Below are 15077 nucleotides of genomic sequence, written 5' to 3'. Positions count from 1 at the left end.
GGCTCTAGAAGTCTCCCGACGGCCCCGTAGCTCAGCTGGATAGAGCAAGTGCCTTCTAAGCACTAGGTCGCTGGTTCGAGCCCAGCCGGGGTCGCCATTCCATCCGCTCCTAATGCCAAAAGGCGCCTTTCCGGGTGATGCGAGGCCGTCGCGCCAGCCCGTCGGCCTCGCCTAATTCCCCTCCGCCCGGATGCGCCGGCAATGGGCGAGGGCGGCTTCGATCAGATTGTCGCTGGCTTCCGGCGTGCGGAAGGCGGAGTGGGCGGAGAGGGTGACATTCTCCAGGCGGGTGAAGGGGTGGTCCGCCGGCAGCGGCTCGGTGGTGAAGACATCAAGCCCCGCATGGGCCACATGGCCACGCTCCAGCGCCGCGATGAGGGCCGGCTCGTCGATCAGCGCGCCACGGGCGGTGTTCACCAGAATGACACCGGGCCGCAAGGCGGCGATGCGGTCCGCGCAGAGGAAGCCCCGGGTCTCGTCGGTGAGCAGAAGATGGAGGGAGAGGACGTGGCTTTGCGCCAGCACCTCCTCCAGGGACGCAAACGTGACGCCCGGAAAGGCCCGGGGGGACCGGTTCCAGGAGACGACACGCATCCCGGCGCCCAGCGCCAGGCGCGCCAGTTCCGCCGCGATGCCGCCGAAGCCCACGAGCCCCAGCGTCTTGCCGGTCAACTGCACCCCGTCGGTGCGCAGCCAGCGGCCGGCGCGCACGCCCCGGTCCATATAGGCAAAACCCTTCGCGCCCGCCCACATGAGCGCGAAGGCGCATTCAGCCACCGCCGTGTCGCCATAGCCCTTGATGGTGTGGACGGCGATGCCGAGCCCGGCCAATTCCTCCGGGCTCATATAGCTGCGCGCGCCGGTACCGAGGAACACCACATGCTTCAAGCCGGCGCATTGGCGGGCGATGTCGGTGGGCAAGGCGGTGTGGTCGATCACCGCGATCTGCGCGCCGTCCAGGGCGGCGGGAAGCTCGGCAGGAGTCACGTTCGGCGTGCGATTGATGGTCATGGCCGGATCGTCGGCGCGATGAAGGCGCTCCATCACGTCCGCGAGGGTGGGGCTGGCATCGACGAAAACGGCACGCATGGGCGACTCCCTGTCGGTGGCAGTCTATATGCACTTCCCCGCCGAGGTCAGGTCCCGAACGGTGCCGGTCCGCCTCACGGGGCGGGCCACAGGATGGAGGCCCTCAGGCCCGTGGCCTCCTCCCGGTTCGCCAGCTCCAGCCGCGCGCCCATGCGGGCCGCCGCCAGGCTGGCGATGGTCAGGCCCAGGCCGCTCCCGGACAAGGTCTTGTTGCGGCCGCGGAAGAAGCGTTCGGTGGCGCGGGGCAGTTCGTCCACGGGAATGCCGGGGCCGTCATCCTCCAGGCACAGGCCCTGCGGCAGCGGCGCCCAGCGCAGCCGACCACCTGGCGAGACATGCTGAAGCGCGTTCTCATGCAGGTTGCGCAGCACCAGATGGAGCGCCTCGCGATCGGCCTTTCGCGCGAGATCATCGAGCCCCGGTGCAATCTCCACTGCAACGCCGGCGGGGGCGGGCGCCTGGTGGACGACCTCCCGCAGGGCCTGCCCCACATTTACCGCTTCGTCGGCGGACTTATGGGTCGGGGCTGCCTCCAGCCGCGCAAGAGCCAGCAACTGGCGCACCAGACGGGCGGAGCGCTCCACGGAGACCAGGATCTGGCGGAGGGCATCGTCCCTGATGGCCGCGTCGGGGGCGGCGAGGGCAATCTGGGCCTGGGTCTTCAGGCCGGCGAGCGGGGTGCGCAATTCGTGCGCGGCAAAGGCGGTGAGGTCGCGCTCATGCTGGCGGGCTGCCTCCACCTTGGCGAACAGGCTGTTGAGCGCCTCCAGAAGGGGGCGCACCTCGGAGGGGGCATGGTCCACCGCCACGGGGCGCATGTCTTCGCCGTCCCGGGCCGCGATCTCGGCGGCCATGCGCGACAGCGGCGCAAGACCGCGGGCGAGGCTCACCCAGATCAAAAGCGCCAGCAGCGGGGCGATCAGCACCGCCGGGGCCAACAGTCCGGCAATCAGGTCGCGCACCAGCCGGTCGCGCATGCCGACCCGGTCGCCCACCATCACGCGTACGCCCTTCTGGGTGTCGGTGATGGTGAAGACCCGCCACTGTTCGCCCTTCAGCACCCGGGAGGAAAAGCCCTGCATCGGCGCCGACAGGGCCTCCTCCGGCGCGCCGGAGGAGCGGGCGAGAAGGCGGCCGTCCAGGGACCAGATCTGGCAGGAGACGTGCTCATAGGCCTGCTGGTCGAGGTTTTGCGGCGGCGTGGTGGCAAGGCCCCCCGCCGCCACTAGGGAATGCACCATGCGCGCGGCTTCCTGAAGCCTGGCGTCCAGCACATGCTCCAGCTCGCCCCGGCTGGAGAGCGAAATCCAGGCCACGGCGCTCAGCCAGATGAGCCCGGTGGCCGCGAACAGAACCAGGAACAGGCGGCGGCGGAGCGACGTCATGCGCCACCCCTCATGCGATAGCCGAGGCCACGGACCGTCTCGATGGCGTCGCGACCGATCTTGGCCCGCAGGTTATGGATGTGCACCTCCACGGCATTGCTCTCCACCTCCTCCTGCCAGCCATAGAGGCGCTCCTCGATCTCGGCCTTGGAGCGGATGGTGCCGGGCCGCTCCATAAGAGCGCAGAGCACGGCGAACTCGCGCCGCGACAAGGGCACCGGCACCTCGTCTAAGGTGGCGGTGAGGGTGGCGGGGGCGAGAACGAGGCCGCCCGCGCGCAGCAGGGGCGCGGCCCGGCCATGGCCGCGTCGCGCGATGGCGCGCAGGCGCGCGGCCAGTTCGTCAAGGTCGAACGGCTTGCCCAGATAGTCATCGGCCCCGGCATCCAGACCGCGGATGCGATCCGGTGTTTCGTCGAGGGCGGTGAGCATGAGCACCGGGGTGGCGTCATGGGCGGCGCGCCGTCGCGCCAGGACATCGAAGCCGGAGCCGTCCGGCAGCATGGCGTCCAGCACCACGGCGTCGAAGCCGCCGGTGGCCAGGGCCGCTTCGGCATCCGCGCAATTGGTCACCCCGTCCACGGTGGCGCCCGAGAGGGCAAGGCCCACCTTCAGGCCGTTCATCAGGACCGGATCGTCCTCCACCACGAGGATGCGCATGTCTCTCTCCTACCTGTGAACACCTGCCGGCCGCAGCTTAAGGCTGGCTTAAGGTGGCGGATGGATGCAGTGCGGCATGATGTTGAAAACGTTCGGCCCTCCCTCCTCTCGCCCCCCTCTCGCCTCGTTCTGCTGTCATTCGCGCGCCACGCGGGTGCGGCACCAGTACCCCTAACCTTCCGAATGCCACACCCGAGCCCGCGCCGCGCGGGTCGGTGCGATGTGAGGTCGTCCCCTCTATGACTGCCCCTTCCGACGAAACGCGCCCCCTTTCGCGCCGCACGCTGCTCTGCGTCCTTGCCTCGCCCCTGGTGCTGGCGGCCTGCGTGACGGATCGGCAGCCCCCGGCGCCTCCGCCGCAGCCGCAGGTCGCCCCGGCCGATGCCGCCCGCTACGCCGCGCGGCTGGATTATGGCTATGAGATCGTCGGCATCGATCCGATGGAATTGAAGCCGCGCTATATCCGCCAGCTGGTGCCCAACACCACCGGCTACGGACCGGGCACGCTGGTGGTGGATCCCGCCAACCGCTTCCTCTACCTGGTGCAGGAGAACGGCATGGCGCTGCGCTATGGGGTGGGCGTCGGCAAGGCCGGGCTGGAATTCTCCGGCAATGCCACCGTGGGCTACAAGCGGATCTGGCCGAGCTGGCGTCCCACCGACGCCATGATCGCCCGCGAGCCGGAGCGCAACGGCCCCTGGAAGAACGGCATGGCCGGCGGCCCCACCAATCCGCTGGGCGCCCGTGCGCTCTACCTGTTCAAGAACGGGCAGGACACGCTTTACCGCATCCATGGCACCACCGAGCCCTGGTCCATCGGCGAGGCCGTGTCTTCGGGCTGCATCCGCCTGATGAACCAGGACATCATCGACCTTTATGACCGCGTCCCCGACGGCACCAAGGTGGTGGTGCTGCCCGGCTAGGGCCTCGTCTTTGCCTTGACGCAGTCCTTCCTGCGAAGGGGGGCGCCTTCGCTTGGAGATGCGCCAGAATCCGGGGCTAGCCGCGCACGGCTCCCCGGAAGGCGGCAGAGAGTGCATCGAGCGCGGCGCGGGAGCGGGCATCCGCAACGCGGGTGTGGAGCACCACCGGCAGCCGCGGCAAGGCGGGCAGGCCCAGTCGACGCCCCACCTCCACCGCCCCGAGGGGCAGCATGCGCGGCGACAGGGCGGCAATGCCGAGCCCGGCCATGACCGCCGCCGCCACCGTGGCCACCCCGCCGCCCACAAACACCTCGCTCCAGGCCAGCCCCGCCTCGTCCAGCAGGCGGCCGGCCAGGGCGCGGACGCCGCATGGCTCGGCCATGGTGGCAAGCGGCAGGGGCTCGCCGGCGCGGTGCTGCCAGCCGGGGGCCGCGAACCAACCGAATGCCTCCTCTGCAATCTCGGTCCCATCCTCCCGCCCCGCCTCGAACCGCACCAGAACCGTGTCCAGCTCCCGCCGGTCGAAGCTGCGCAGCAGGTCGCCCGACGAGCCGATGCGGATCTCCATCAGCATGCGCGGGTCCTGCGCATTCATGCGGGCGATGAGGCCGGGCAATTCCGGGCCTGCCACATGATCGCTGATGCCGATGGCGAGCCGCTGGCGCTGGTCGGTCCAGGCGGCCAGCGCGCGATCATGGGCCTCCAGCAGCGCGCGGGCATGTTCGAGGAATGCTTCGCCCCGGGCCGAGAGCTGCACATGGCGCGGCGTGCGTTCCACCAGCCGGCAGCCAAGGCGCTCCTCCAGCCGTTTCAGCTTCAGGCTCATGGCGGCCTGGGTGCTCCCCATGGCCTCGGCCGCACGGGTGAAGCTGTTGAGATCGGCGATGGCCACAAAGGCGCGCACCGCATCCAGGGGCAGGGAAGGCTCTATCATTGAAAGGCGTTATCTCTGATATATTCAGAGATAGCATATGGAAATGATGCACTCGCGCCTACCCTTCCTGTCCTTGCATCAGGAAAGGTCACCCCATGCCCCTCATTCATGTTTCCATGCGCAGCGGAAAGCCGGCCGCCTTTCGCCAGGCGATCCTGGACGGCCTCTATGTCGCCCTGCGCGACGCCCTCGACGTGCCGGAGGGCGACCACTTCATGACGCTGAGCGAACATGCCGGGGCGAACTTCCGCACCGGCCCCGCTTATGGCGTCCTGCGTTCCGATGACGTGGTCTATATCGACATCACCGTCTTTAACACCCGCACGGCGGCGCAGAAGAAGGCTCTGTTTCGGCGCATCGTGGAGGTGCTGAGCGAGAATCCGGGGCTGCGCCCGGAAGATGTTTTCATCGTGATTCACGACGAGCCGAAGGAGAATTGGTCGGTGGGCCACGGCCTGCCGGTGGCGTAGGGCGGGAGGCGCCGGCGCCCGCTCCGGGATGCCACGCCGCCCTTGCCCTGGGGCGGCGTCCATCTCGGAGCGGGCGAGGCCGCGCCCATGGGGTGGGGGCGCCGCCGCGTGCCGTCACGACCGCGGGACCACGCGGATAGGCAGCCCATGCAGGTTGATGTTATCCTGAGAGAGGTAGGGAGATACATCGCCATGTTCGGCTTAATATGTCAGCGCCCACAGGATGCCCCCCTCGAAAAACTGCGCTTGCTTGCCCGGCTGGACACGGCCCCCCGAGCTACGCTGTCTGTGAAAGAAAACGGGACTTGGCAGGTGACGTCTGGCTCTCCTTGCCTGCCACAAGGAAAAAGCCGAGAGGTGACGTTCCAGGACGCCGAACATTTGGCGTCCATCAAAAAGGCATTTGACGACGTCTTAGCCGGGGCAGGCGATGCGGAGCGGTCAAGGGACTTAGCCTGCGAGGCCGCAAGCAATGCGCTCCGCGGCCTTTCCTACCATTTCCACATCCGATTCCGCACCCGGGCGCCGTCAAATCCGCGTTTGAGGACAACGAGTGGTACGGATCTCCTCGTCTGGTTCAAGGCGATAGAAGATAAACTCCACAAATATTATGTTGAAATAGTTCTGAAAGAAGAAATTACAGAAAAATTCACGCAACATCCCTTTATCATGAGAAGTCCTTTTGCTTCCGAGGGGGCGTGCTTCGGGATTTCGACCTATTGGTGCTTGAGGTTTATCAACGGACGCAGGAAATCATACACGGAAACGAAAAAAAATGGGAAAGTCCCGGTTGCGGAGGGAGATCGCATTTCCAGAAAAACACCCTTAATTCACCGGCTTCAAGATCGAAAAGACAAAATAACAGAAAGGTCTGGTGAGACAAAGACCGTGGCTGACATCTTGGGCGAACAGCCCATGAATCCACTGCACAATTATCACACCCAGTCCGTTCAGGGCGTGAGCGCTGAAAATCCGCGCGATTCCGTACAGCGAGCCGCCTCAAGGAATTTTGATAAATACCATCCGCTGATCATCTCCAACAAGAAGACACACAGGCTGAACAGGAATAAAGTCTTTTATAGCATGGGTCCCAATAGTGGGGATCTCATGGATCTTGTTCATAGGCTTTTCGTGCAAATGAGCGGCGCCGGGTCGAGGGCCTATGTGCTTGCGGCGTATTTTTCAAGCCGCCTGCCGGTCAACGGCGATGTGGTCGCCATCGACTACTTTGCGGAAGACAAACCGACAGGGCATGCCTTCGGGATCCTAGCCCTTGAGTCTGGCAGATGGAGCCTGCTTGATCCCAATTATGGGGAGGTGCAGGCTGTGCTGAAGGGGGGCGCTGAAAAGGCGCTTTGCCGTATCCTTGCGGCCTACTTGGTGACGTGCCGACTTTATCGCGTAACGCTCCTGGAGGTCGGGCCCGCTTGACAATTGCCGGAAGCAGCTGAGTGACGGTCGCCATCTGACAAGGCGCGAAGGATCGAGGCGCGCGGGTGCGAGGCATCAGAGAGCTTGTCAGTGATAGAGAACGCGCGATCCGACCCGCTTGGGGTGCTGGTTGATCGGCGCATGCTTGAGCGGTGCGAATGTCGGCGCTCGGTGCGGGGCGCGCCATGCTCCTTCTGGGCGGTCTCTCGGTGCTCAGTCGTGCCGAGCCTGCTGAAGGCTGAGCTGCGGGGCAGCGCTACGTGCGCGCGCAAGACGTCACAGGATTGAAACGCAACATTGCTATTTCCTGGAATTTGCGGAGGGGTATGGAGGTAGCGTTTGGTGTTTTCCTGGAGCACGAGTCCCTCGAAACTGCCGGATGTAATCGACTTCCAGGGGCGGTTACGTGCTCTCGCGCAGATGGACTCTCCGAATGCGGAACTGCGCATCAACTCCAAAGGTGCGTGGCAGGTGGATTTTTCTTGGACTTACAAGCAGATCAAGGGCTACAGCTATATCCAGTTCGATAGTAAAGAGAGTTTTGACCTTGTCGACATCGCTTTTGAAGCGGCCATAGAAGCAGCGCGGGCCAATAATTATAAAGAGGCGCATCATGCCGACCTCCTGTTCCCCGCGCTGAGAGGACTTTCCGGGCACCTGTTCCATCGCTTCGGAACCCCTGAAAGCCCGGCCGCCAAGGCTGGGGTCCTGCCACCTGGGGCGGCGGACGTCATCCGAAAGCGATTTCAGCGCATAGAACGGATGGTGGTGCGCTATCAGAAACGCAAGAATGCGGCACTCGTCTTCCCGAAAACCTTCTCCCAGAGAGCCTTCATTCCGGAGGAGGATGTGCGCGGTGGCGGTATGTGTTTTGGGATCACCACCTATTGGTGCCTCAGATTTGTCACGAGCAGGAAGACGTCATACGGTCAAAGCAAACATAAGGACCGCCCCGATCCACCTTCGATCGAGGACCGTTTGGCCAAGAAGGCCCCCTTCATCTACCATCTCCAAAAGCAACAAGTTCGCATGGAACGTCTGGCTCCGGCGGACCATATCCACATTCGGGATCTTGTTGGTACCAGCGGGGTTCAGCAATTATCCCAGTCCATGCAGCAGGATTTGCATCTTCTGTACGCGCATGGGCCTGTTTCATCGAGTTCAAACAAATACAGCGATGTCCAGTCCTACCTCAATCGGCAGGTCGCGAAGTTCGGTTCTGCCAAGATCACGAACTTGCGAATGCAGAGGACATCGATCCCAGGAAGTATTTTGTACAGTTTCAGTCCGAATGATAAACGTCTGAAGTCAGTGGTGGAGCGTATTTTTAATGTGATGATGGGGGCGCGGTGTGGTGCCTACATCATTGGCATGAATTTCGCCTCCAGTTTCAGTTTCGAGGGAAATAAACATCGGGCGCCCTACTTCATACGGGATGTTGCATCCGGACACGCCATTGGGGTGATATCCGCAGGAAACGGGCATTGGAGTCTGATCGATCCGAACTACGGAGAGATCGATCGCAAGACGTTGAGCGAGATCAAAGAGGCCGTTAGGAATATTATCGCGGTATACGTGGCCTATTGCCACGTCAATGCCGTCACCGTGCTGGAGATCAGCACTTAGCGGAGTTGGGGGAGGCCGTTGGGGTCATGTTCCGCCCGCCCCGAGTTCCTCCGCCCTTGAGCTTTGCGCTTTAAGATTTCCAGCTTTCCCCTTCACCGCGGCAGCCGCTCCGGCCGGGCCAGTGGAAGGGCATGCCGCTTGGCCCTGTCCTCAATCAGCGCCAGTAACAGAGCCTTGCTGCCGCGGACGGCGGTGGCACCGCCGCTTTGCTCTTTTCTCTCTATCCGCGGCCATCGCACCGGCGGGTCTTCTGGCCGCTAGGGGAGAGTCAACCTGGATAAAGTCACAGGAATGATATGCAAATCCGCTATTCCATGCCATGCGCGGAGCGGTATGGGGATAAGTTATGGTGGCCAAATCTGACGACGCCAAACTCAATTTGCTGGCTAAAATGGACTATAACCCTGTTGCCGAACTCCTGATGTCGAACGGAAGCTGGGAGTTGGATACCGTCTCGGCCTATAAATATGTCTTTTCCAGCCGCAAGTATAACGACTTCACGCGAGAGAACGACTTCAAGGAAGTCACGAACGTGTTTCGCAGCAGCGCGAGCGCCGATGCGGGCAGCGACAAAGCGAAAGACGCAAAGCTGAAGTTGTTGTTCCACGCCCTGCGGGGCTTGTCCTTTCATTTGCAGCGTCGCTTTGTCAGCCGGGACGAGCCAACCTCACAGGGCAGGGCGACTTTGGGCCCTGGCGTTGGCGTGATGATTAAGCGCAGTTTCCCTGAAGTGGAATATCAGGTCCGGTCCCATTTTTACGACCGGATCAATGCTCGCATGACGAAACGCTTCAGCCAGGACAGTTTCGTCGACTCGAATGACCTTAGACCCCTGGATTTTAATGCCTCGTTCGGCATTGCCACCCATTGGTGTCTGAGAATTATCGTCAAGGGAAAGAAGTCTTTCGGGACGGCCAAGTCGACGGATGCGCTGGGGAATCCCACCGCCCGGACGTCGGACAGTGCGCGAATGGTGAAGAAGGCACCCTTCATCTATCACCTTCAATCCCGGAAAGACCTGGTTTCGCAGCTCAATGAAAAAGAGAGCATCCCCGTCGACGCACTCATTCTGGAGGATGTGCGGCATAACACGGGCCAGCGGGTGAGGGGCCTGCATGCCCTTTATGAGAAACGCGCCGCTCTGGGGACGAAGAATATCTACAGCAGCGTCCAGGGCTACATCAATCTGAAGTCGATGGAATATCGCGGGGTGGAAATCAAGAAGCTGCGTCGGATACCCGCGACGTCCGGAAGCAAATTCTTTTATTGCCGTCACCCGGGCTCTTCCGTGCTCACCAGCGCGGTAAATAAACTATCTCAGGAATTGTCTGCCGCCGGTCGCCATGCCTATATCGTCTGCTTTGAGACAGGGACCCGCAACGGCATGGAAAGTGGCACGGGTGCTCTTGCCCCTTACTTCCTGGAGAGCAAGGTCACCGGACATGCCATGGGAATTTCCACCGATGGCATGGGCTCGTGGACCTTCATGGATCCCAATTTCGGTGAAGTGCGCCGGGCGACCCGCGATCAGATCATGATCCTCTTGGGGGATGCTCTGTCCTACTACAGCGTGGCCGACAACATTCGCGAATTCGTTGTGCTTGAGATCGTCAAGAACCAGATGAGCGAGGAGGAGGAGGACGCCGACCTCCGCCAGAGCTTCCGCATGCCGTGACATCCATCGGGCCCTCGCCCGATGGATCGTCCCGATGGGGCGTCCCCCTTCATCTTCCCGTCGCTCGGCCCGCCTTCAGGGCCGCAGCCGGGCCGCATGCCACGCCAGATGGTCGGCCATGAAGGTGGAGATGAAGTAATAGGAATGGTCATACCCCTCGCGCATGTTGAGCGTGAGGGCGATGCCCGCCTTCTCGCAGGCGGCGGCGAGCAACTGCGGCCGCAGCCCGGTGTCCAGGAACGGGTCCGCCGTGCCCTGATCCACCAGGAGGTCGGGCACGCGGTGGCCGTCCTCGATCAGCGCCACCGCGTCATAGGCCCGCCAGGCCTTGGGATCGGCGCCGAGATATTTTTCCAGCGCCGGCCGGGACCAGTCCGCGGTGGACGGCTCAACGATGGGCGCGAAGGCCGAGCAGGAGCGGAAGCGGCCGGGATGCTTCAGCGCCGCCGTGAGCGCGCCATGGCCGCCCATGGAATGGCCGAAAATGCCCTGCCGCCCCATGTCCGCCGGGAACGCCTCCGCCACCAGGCGGGAGAGTTCGTCCAGCACGTAGGAGGCCATGCGGTAGTTGGCGGCGTAGGGCGCCTGCGTGGCGTCCACATAGAAGCCGGCCCCTGAGCCGAACTGCCAATTGTCCGGCTCGTCCGGCACGCCGGGGCCCCGCGGCGAGGTATCCGGGCAGACGATCATCAGCCCGAGTGCGGCCGCGGCCGCCCGGTATTCGCCCTTCTCCATGACATTGGCATGGGTGCAGGTGAGGCCGGACAGATACCACAACACCGGCACCGGCCCCGCCGCCGCCTGGGGCGGGACGAAGACGGCGAAGGTCATGGGCGTGCCCGTGGCGGCGGAAGCGTGGCGATAGACGCCCTGCACCCCGCCGTGGGACTTGGCGGTGGAAACGGTCTCCATCACCCGCCTCAATAAATCACGACGGAGCGGATGGACTTGCCCTCGTGCATCAGGTCGAAGGCGGTGTTGATCTCGTCCAGCGGCATGGTGTGGGTGATGAGATCATCAATGTTGATCTTCCCCTCCATGTACCAGTCGACGATCTTCGGCACGTCCGTGCGCCCGCGCGCGCCGCCGAAGGCCGAGCCCCGCCAGTTGCGCCCGGTGACCAGCTGGAACGGCCGGGTGGAGATTTCCGCCCCCGCCGGCGCCACGCCGATGACGATGGAGGTGCCCCAGCCGCGATGGCAGGCTTCCAGCGCCTGGCGCATGACGGTGACATTGCCGGTGCAGTCGAAGGTGAAGTCCGCGCCGCCGTCGGTCAGGTCCTGGATGGCCGAGACCACCTTGTCGGCGCCCACCTCCAGCGGGTTGATGAAGTCGGTCATGCCGAACTTCCGGGCCATTTCCACCTTGGCGGGATTGATGTCGATGCCGATGATCTTGTCCGCGCCCACCATGCGGGCGCCCTGGATCACGTTGAGGCCGATGCCGCCGAGACCGAAAACGGCCACGTTTGCCCCCGGCCAGACCTTGGCGGTGTAGACGACCGCACCAATACCCGTAGTCACGCCGCAGCCGATGTAGCAGATCTTGTCGAAGGGGGCGTCCTCGCGGACCTTGGCCAGCGCGATCTCGGGCAGCACGGTGAAGTTCGAGAAGGTGGAGCAGCCCATATAGTGGAAGATCTCGCCGCCATCGCAGGAGAAGCGCGAGGTGCGGTCGGGCATCAGGCCCTGGCCTTGCGTGGCGCGGATGGAGGTGCACAGGTTCGAGCGCTGCGACAGGCAGGTTTTGCACTGGCGGCATTCCGGCGTGTAGAGCGGAATAACGTGGTCGCCCACCTTCAGCGAGGTCACGCCCGCGCCCACCTCACGCACGATGCCGGCGCCCTCATGGCCGAGGATGGCGGGGAACTTGCCCTCCGAATCGAGGCCGTCCAGCGTGTAGGCGTCGGTGTGGCAGACGCCCGTGGCCATGATCTCCACCAGCACCTCGCCGGCCTTGGGGCCGCCAATCTCAATGGTTTCGATGGTGAGCGGCTTCTTGGCTTCCCAGGCGACGGCGGCGCGGGTCTTCATGGGCTGTCCCTTCTTGCGTCAGAAATTTTGGCGTGAGCATAGACATAAAGGATGACATCCGCGTCCTCCAGCCGCGCTTTTGCCGGCGCTCACGCGCGGGCGCGCAGGCCGAGCGCCACACCGGAAATCACAAGGGCGAAGGAGAGCAACTGGCGCGGCCCCAGCGGCTCGCCCAGCACCAGCGCCGCGCCCGCCGTGCCCACGACGGGCACGAGGAGCATGCCGAGCGCGGCAGTGGAGGCGGGCAGGCGGCGGAGCGCCGCGAACCACGACAGGTAGCACACGGCCATGGGGATGAGCGTCATATAGGCCATGGCGCCCAAGCCCTTGAGGCTGAGCGGACCGATCTGCTGCCGCTCGAAGACGAGCGCCAGCAGAACCATGGGCAGGCAGCCGAGGCCGGTCTGCCAGGCGACGGAGGCGATGGGTGGCAAGGGCAGCGGGGTGCGCGCCATCACGCTGCCGAGGGCGAACAGCACCGCCGCCGTCAGGGGAAGAAGCATGGCGGGCACTTGCGCGCTGTGATGGCTCACGCCCGGTCCGGCCACCAGCAGGACGATGCCGGAAAAGCCGATCACCAGCGCCGCGGAGCCCATCCAGCTCGGCCGTTCGCCAAGCACGGGCCAGGCGATCAGCGAGGCCCACAGCGGCATGGTGAAGGTGATGAGGGTGGCTTCCGTCACGGTGAGCCATTGCAGCGCCAGCGAGGCAAAGCCCATCCAGACGAACACGTTCACGAAGGCCGCCACGGCGAGGCGGAGGCGGGCGCCCTTGGGAACGGCGAGGGATTGCCCCATGGCCAAAGCGATCAGGGCGAGCAGGCCCGCCGCCGTGACGCCGGCCATGCCGCGCGCGAACAAAGGCGGCCATTCGGACAGGATGAGCTTGAAGATCACCCAGGCCACGCCCCATCCGGTGGCCGTGACCAGCAGGAAGGCGAGACCGGGGAGGGAGAGGGAGCGGGGCGGCATCTGCCCCTTATGAACGAAGAGCCCCGATCGGGGCTCTTACGTCGGTGCGGGTGCTTTAGGTGAGGTCATGCGGAAACGGCATGCCTCAGCTCAGGAAGGTCCGTCAGGACAGACGCGCAGGGGCGCCGGAGGAAATGCCCATGGCTTCGGTGAAAGTGGCGAAGGCCATCCAGGCGCGGCGCTCCAGCTCCGGGTGGGAGGCGGCCTCCATCTGGTCCATGAGCATTTCCGCATGCTCGTAGGAGGGGTGACCCTTCATGAAGCCGACGGCATCGTCGAGCGAGCGGAAGACCACGCGGGATCCATCCACCAGGAGGGTCATGGGTGCAGAGCTGACCGGTTGCATGGGCAGTCTCCTTTCTTGTTCTTTTGAGTCCAGGACAAGCGCACTCCTCGTGCCCGAAGGCGCGCTATTGAAGGCGTAACGCCGGGGCGTCCATGGGGTTCCACGGGCGCCCCGGATTTCAGGCAGGGTCCAACCGCGTCGTGCCGGGAGGCCGGGCTGCCGCCGGCCGGATTGGGCGGGGCTCAAGACTTGTAAGGATTGTCGCGGCTCAGGTCGGTGCGGATGTCATCCTTCACCCCCCGCTGCTCCTGCGGTGCGCCAGACCCGCCCTGCTGGCCGCTGGCGCCCCCGCTTTGGCCCTGCTGGTCCTTCTGCGTTTGGGTCTGACCGCCCTGTTGCTGGCCCGCCGGGCCGGGCTGCGGGAGGCCCTGGCCTTGCTGGGCGGCGCCGGGTGCGCGGCTGGGGTCGGGACGTTCAGTGGAGATGGGCTTGCGCGGAATGTCCTCATGGCGCTGCATGCCCTGCTGGAGCTGGTCGCGCTGGTCTTTGTTCATGGTCATGCGGCTTTCCTCATCTTGTCATTGGACAGCCCCGCCCTTCCAACGCGCGGGAAAACCCCGCGTTTCACCTTGGCTGCGAATAAAGGAACGTCGGCCAGGGGAACGGGTCCCGCCGCTCCTGCATTCCTGCGCTCAGGAGAGATGTCATGCCGCGCGCGCTGTGGAAGGGAGTTCTGGATCTGGGGGCGCTCACCTGCCCGGTGGGCCTTTACGCGGCGACGGCCACCTCGCAACGCATCTCCTTCCACACCGTCAACCGCAAGACCGGCCACCGGGTGCATCGCCAGTTCGTGGACATCGACACCGGCGAGGAGGTGGAGCGGGACGCGCAGGTGAAGGGCTATGAGACGTCCGCCGGCTCCTATGTCATTCTGGAACCGGAGGAGGTGGCGCAGGCGGTGCCCGAAAGCGACAAGCGCCTGACCTTGGAAGCCTTCATTCCCTGCGCCCACGTGGATACGGTCTATTTCGACCAGCCCTATTTCCTGGCCCCTGCCGACCCCAGCGGGCAGGACGTGTTTGCGCTGCTGCGCGACGGCATGCGCAAGGCCAAGGTGGCGGCGCTGACCCGCGCGGTCCTGTTCCGACGGGTGCGGACCCTCTTGCTGCGGCCCCATGGACCGGGATTCGTCGCCACCACCCTGAACTTCGACTATGAGGTGAAGTCCGCCGCAGAGGCCTTTGCCGACGTGCCGCACAAGCGCACTGGCGGCGAGATGCTGGACCTGGCGGAGCATATCATCCGCACCAAGGCCGGACGGTTCGATCCATCCACTTATGAGAACGCCCACGAGGCCGCCTTGGCCGAGCTGGTGAAGGCCAAGCTTGCCGGCAAGACCATCAAGCCCCGCGCCGCGCCAAAGAGCGCAAAGGTGGTGGACCTCATGTCTGCGCTCCGCGACAGCGCGCGGCTGGCCGGGCAGGGGGCGGACAAGCCTAAGGCCAAGAAGGCCGGCACTGGCACCCGCAAGCCCGCCGCCAAGAAGGCGCCCCCCAAGTCCGCTCCCACCCGCCGCAAGGCGAGCTAGCTTGCCG

Annotated in this window: 15 protein-coding genes and 1 tRNA gene; 7 read left to right on the top strand and 9 right to left on the bottom strand. The window is 64.5% G+C overall.

Going from position 1 to position 15077, the window contains the following annotated elements; genetic code table 11:
- Positions 1-20 precede the first annotated feature (20 nt).
- Positions 21-97, top strand: a tRNA-Arg gene (locus tag ACT54L_RS17215).
- Between the two features lie 74 nt (positions 98-171).
- On the opposite strand, the gene ACT54L_RS17210 is transcribed toward ACT54L_RS17215, so the two are convergent.
- From ACT54L_RS17210 to ACT54L_RS17200, 3 genes are all read right to left on the bottom strand, one after another.
- Positions 172-1089, bottom strand: coding sequence for an NAD(P)-dependent oxidoreductase (locus ACT54L_RS17210; RefSeq protein WP_476086870.1), 918 nt, complete (start codon positions 1087-1089; stop codon positions 172-174).
- Between the two features lie 74 nt (positions 1090-1163).
- Entirely contained in the window at positions 1164-2474 is a 1311-nt protein-coding gene (locus ACT54L_RS17205; RefSeq protein ID WP_476086869.1) for an ATP-binding protein, read from the bottom strand.
- The gene (locus ACT54L_RS17200; RefSeq protein WP_476086868.1) at positions 2471-3133 is read right to left on the bottom strand and encodes a response regulator; all 663 of its coding nucleotides are present in this window, start codon (positions 3131-3133) and stop codon (positions 2471-2473) included. Before ACT54L_RS17200 ends, ACT54L_RS17205 begins: the two co-directional genes overlap by 4 nt.
- 239 nt (positions 3134-3372) lie before the next feature.
- On the opposite strand from ACT54L_RS17200, the gene ACT54L_RS17195 reads away from it, so the two are divergent.
- Positions 3373-4056, top strand: a complete 684-nt coding sequence (locus ACT54L_RS17195) for a L,D-transpeptidase (RefSeq protein ID WP_476086867.1) — start codon at positions 3373-3375, stop codon at positions 4054-4056.
- 76 nt (positions 4057-4132) lie between these two features.
- On the opposite strand, the gene ACT54L_RS17190 is transcribed toward ACT54L_RS17195, so the two are convergent.
- Positions 4133-4990 (bottom strand): LysR family transcriptional regulator, encoded by an 858-nt coding sequence (locus ACT54L_RS17190; RefSeq protein WP_476086866.1) that lies wholly within the window; start codon positions 4988-4990, stop codon positions 4133-4135.
- A 95-nt stretch (positions 4991-5085) separates the two neighbouring features.
- Between ACT54L_RS17190 and ACT54L_RS17185 the strand changes: the two genes are divergently transcribed.
- The 4 genes from ACT54L_RS17185 (at position 5086) to ACT54L_RS17170 (ending at position 10192) form a co-directional block, all read left to right on the top strand.
- A complete protein-coding gene (locus ACT54L_RS17185) occupies positions 5086-5460 on the top strand; it encodes a tautomerase family protein (RefSeq protein ID WP_476086865.1) in 375 nt (124 codons plus the stop codon).
- 147 nt (positions 5461-5607) lie between these two features.
- Complete coding sequence (locus tag ACT54L_RS17180; protein ID WP_476086864.1) at positions 5608-6891, top strand: hypothetical protein; 1284 nt, start codon at positions 5608-5610, stop codon at positions 6889-6891.
- Between the two features lie 339 nt (positions 6892-7230).
- A complete protein-coding gene (locus ACT54L_RS17175; RefSeq protein ID WP_476086863.1) occupies positions 7231-8517 on the top strand; it encodes a hypothetical protein in 1287 nt (428 codons plus the stop codon).
- A 346-nt stretch (positions 8518-8863) separates the two neighbouring features.
- Positions 8864-10192 (top strand): hypothetical protein, encoded by a 1329-nt coding sequence (locus ACT54L_RS17170; RefSeq protein WP_476086862.1) that lies wholly within the window; start codon positions 8864-8866, stop codon positions 10190-10192.
- Between the two features lie 75 nt (positions 10193-10267).
- Here ACT54L_RS17170 and fghA read toward each other — a convergent pair whose 3' ends face one another.
- From fghA to ACT54L_RS17145, 5 genes are all read right to left on the bottom strand, one after another.
- Positions 10268-11104 (bottom strand): S-formylglutathione hydrolase, encoded by an 837-nt coding sequence (gene fghA / locus ACT54L_RS17165; protein WP_476086861.1) that lies wholly within the window; start codon positions 11102-11104, stop codon positions 10268-10270.
- 8 nt (positions 11105-11112) lie between these two features.
- Entirely contained in the window at positions 11113-12225 is a 1113-nt protein-coding gene (locus tag ACT54L_RS17160; protein WP_476086860.1) for an S-(hydroxymethyl)glutathione dehydrogenase/class III alcohol dehydrogenase, read from the bottom strand.
- Between the two features lie 89 nt (positions 12226-12314).
- On the bottom strand, positions 12315-13196 hold the full coding sequence (locus tag ACT54L_RS17155; protein WP_476086859.1) for a DMT family transporter: 882 nt from the start codon (positions 13194-13196) through the stop codon (positions 12315-12317).
- Between the two features lie 103 nt (positions 13197-13299).
- A complete protein-coding gene (locus ACT54L_RS17150; protein WP_476086858.1) occupies positions 13300-13542 on the bottom strand; it encodes a hypothetical protein in 243 nt (80 codons plus the stop codon).
- Positions 13543-13724: 182 nt separating this feature from the next.
- The gene (locus tag ACT54L_RS17145) at positions 13725-14042 is read right to left on the bottom strand and encodes a hypothetical protein (RefSeq protein WP_476086857.1); all 318 of its coding nucleotides are present in this window, start codon (positions 14040-14042) and stop codon (positions 13725-13727) included.
- Positions 14043-14188: 146 nt separating this feature from the next.
- Between ACT54L_RS17145 and ku the strand changes: the two genes are divergently transcribed.
- A complete protein-coding gene (gene ku, locus ACT54L_RS17140) occupies positions 14189-15070 on the top strand; it encodes a non-homologous end joining protein Ku (protein WP_476086856.1) in 882 nt (293 codons plus the stop codon).
- Positions 15071-15077 lie beyond the last annotated feature (7 nt).

It is taken from the genome of Aquabacter sp. DMC10 (assembly GCF_056314145.1).
This window is presented reverse-complemented; position numbering and strand designations above follow the sequence as displayed.

Coding starts and splice junctions, on each gene's coding strand:
- ku (WP_476086856.1), top strand. CDS start 14,189: ATGCCGCGCGCGCTGTGGAAGGGAGTTCTGGATCTGGGGGCGCTCACC.
- ACT54L_RS17150 (WP_476086858.1), bottom strand. CDS start 13,542: ATGCAACCGGTCAGCTCTGCACCCATGACCCTCCTGGTGGATGGATCC.
- ACT54L_RS17190 (WP_476086866.1), bottom strand. CDS start 4,990: ATGATAGAGCCTTCCCTGCCCCTGGATGCGGTGCGCGCCTTTGTGGCC.
- ACT54L_RS17205 (WP_476086869.1), bottom strand. CDS start 2,474: ATGACGTCGCTCCGCCGCCGCCTGTTCCTGGTTCTGTTCGCGGCCACC.
- ACT54L_RS17210 (WP_476086870.1), bottom strand. CDS start 1,089: ATGCGTGCCGTTTTCGTCGATGCCAGCCCCACCCTCGCGGACGTGATG.
- ACT54L_RS17195 (WP_476086867.1), top strand. CDS start 3,373: ATGACTGCCCCTTCCGACGAAACGCGCCCCCTTTCGCGCCGCACGCTG.
- ACT54L_RS17160 (WP_476086860.1), bottom strand. CDS start 12,225: ATGAAGACCCGCGCCGCCGTCGCCTGGGAAGCCAAGAAGCCGCTCACC.
- ACT54L_RS17155 (WP_476086859.1), bottom strand. CDS start 13,196: ATGCCGCCCCGCTCCCTCTCCCTCCCCGGTCTCGCCTTCCTGCTGGTC.
- ACT54L_RS17180 (WP_476086864.1), top strand. CDS start 5,608: ATGCAGGTTGATGTTATCCTGAGAGAGGTAGGGAGATACATCGCCATG.
- fghA (WP_476086861.1), bottom strand. CDS start 11,104: ATGGAGACCGTTTCCACCGCCAAGTCCCACGGCGGGGTGCAGGGCGTC.
- ACT54L_RS17170 (WP_476086862.1), top strand. CDS start 8,864: ATGGTGGCCAAATCTGACGACGCCAAACTCAATTTGCTGGCTAAAATG.
- ACT54L_RS17200 (WP_476086868.1), bottom strand. CDS start 3,133: ATGCGCATCCTCGTGGTGGAGGACGATCCGGTCCTGATGAACGGCCTG.
- ACT54L_RS17185 (WP_476086865.1), top strand. CDS start 5,086: ATGCCCCTCATTCATGTTTCCATGCGCAGCGGAAAGCCGGCCGCCTTT.
- ACT54L_RS17145 (WP_476086857.1), bottom strand. CDS start 14,042: ATGACCATGAACAAAGACCAGCGCGACCAGCTCCAGCAGGGCATGCAG.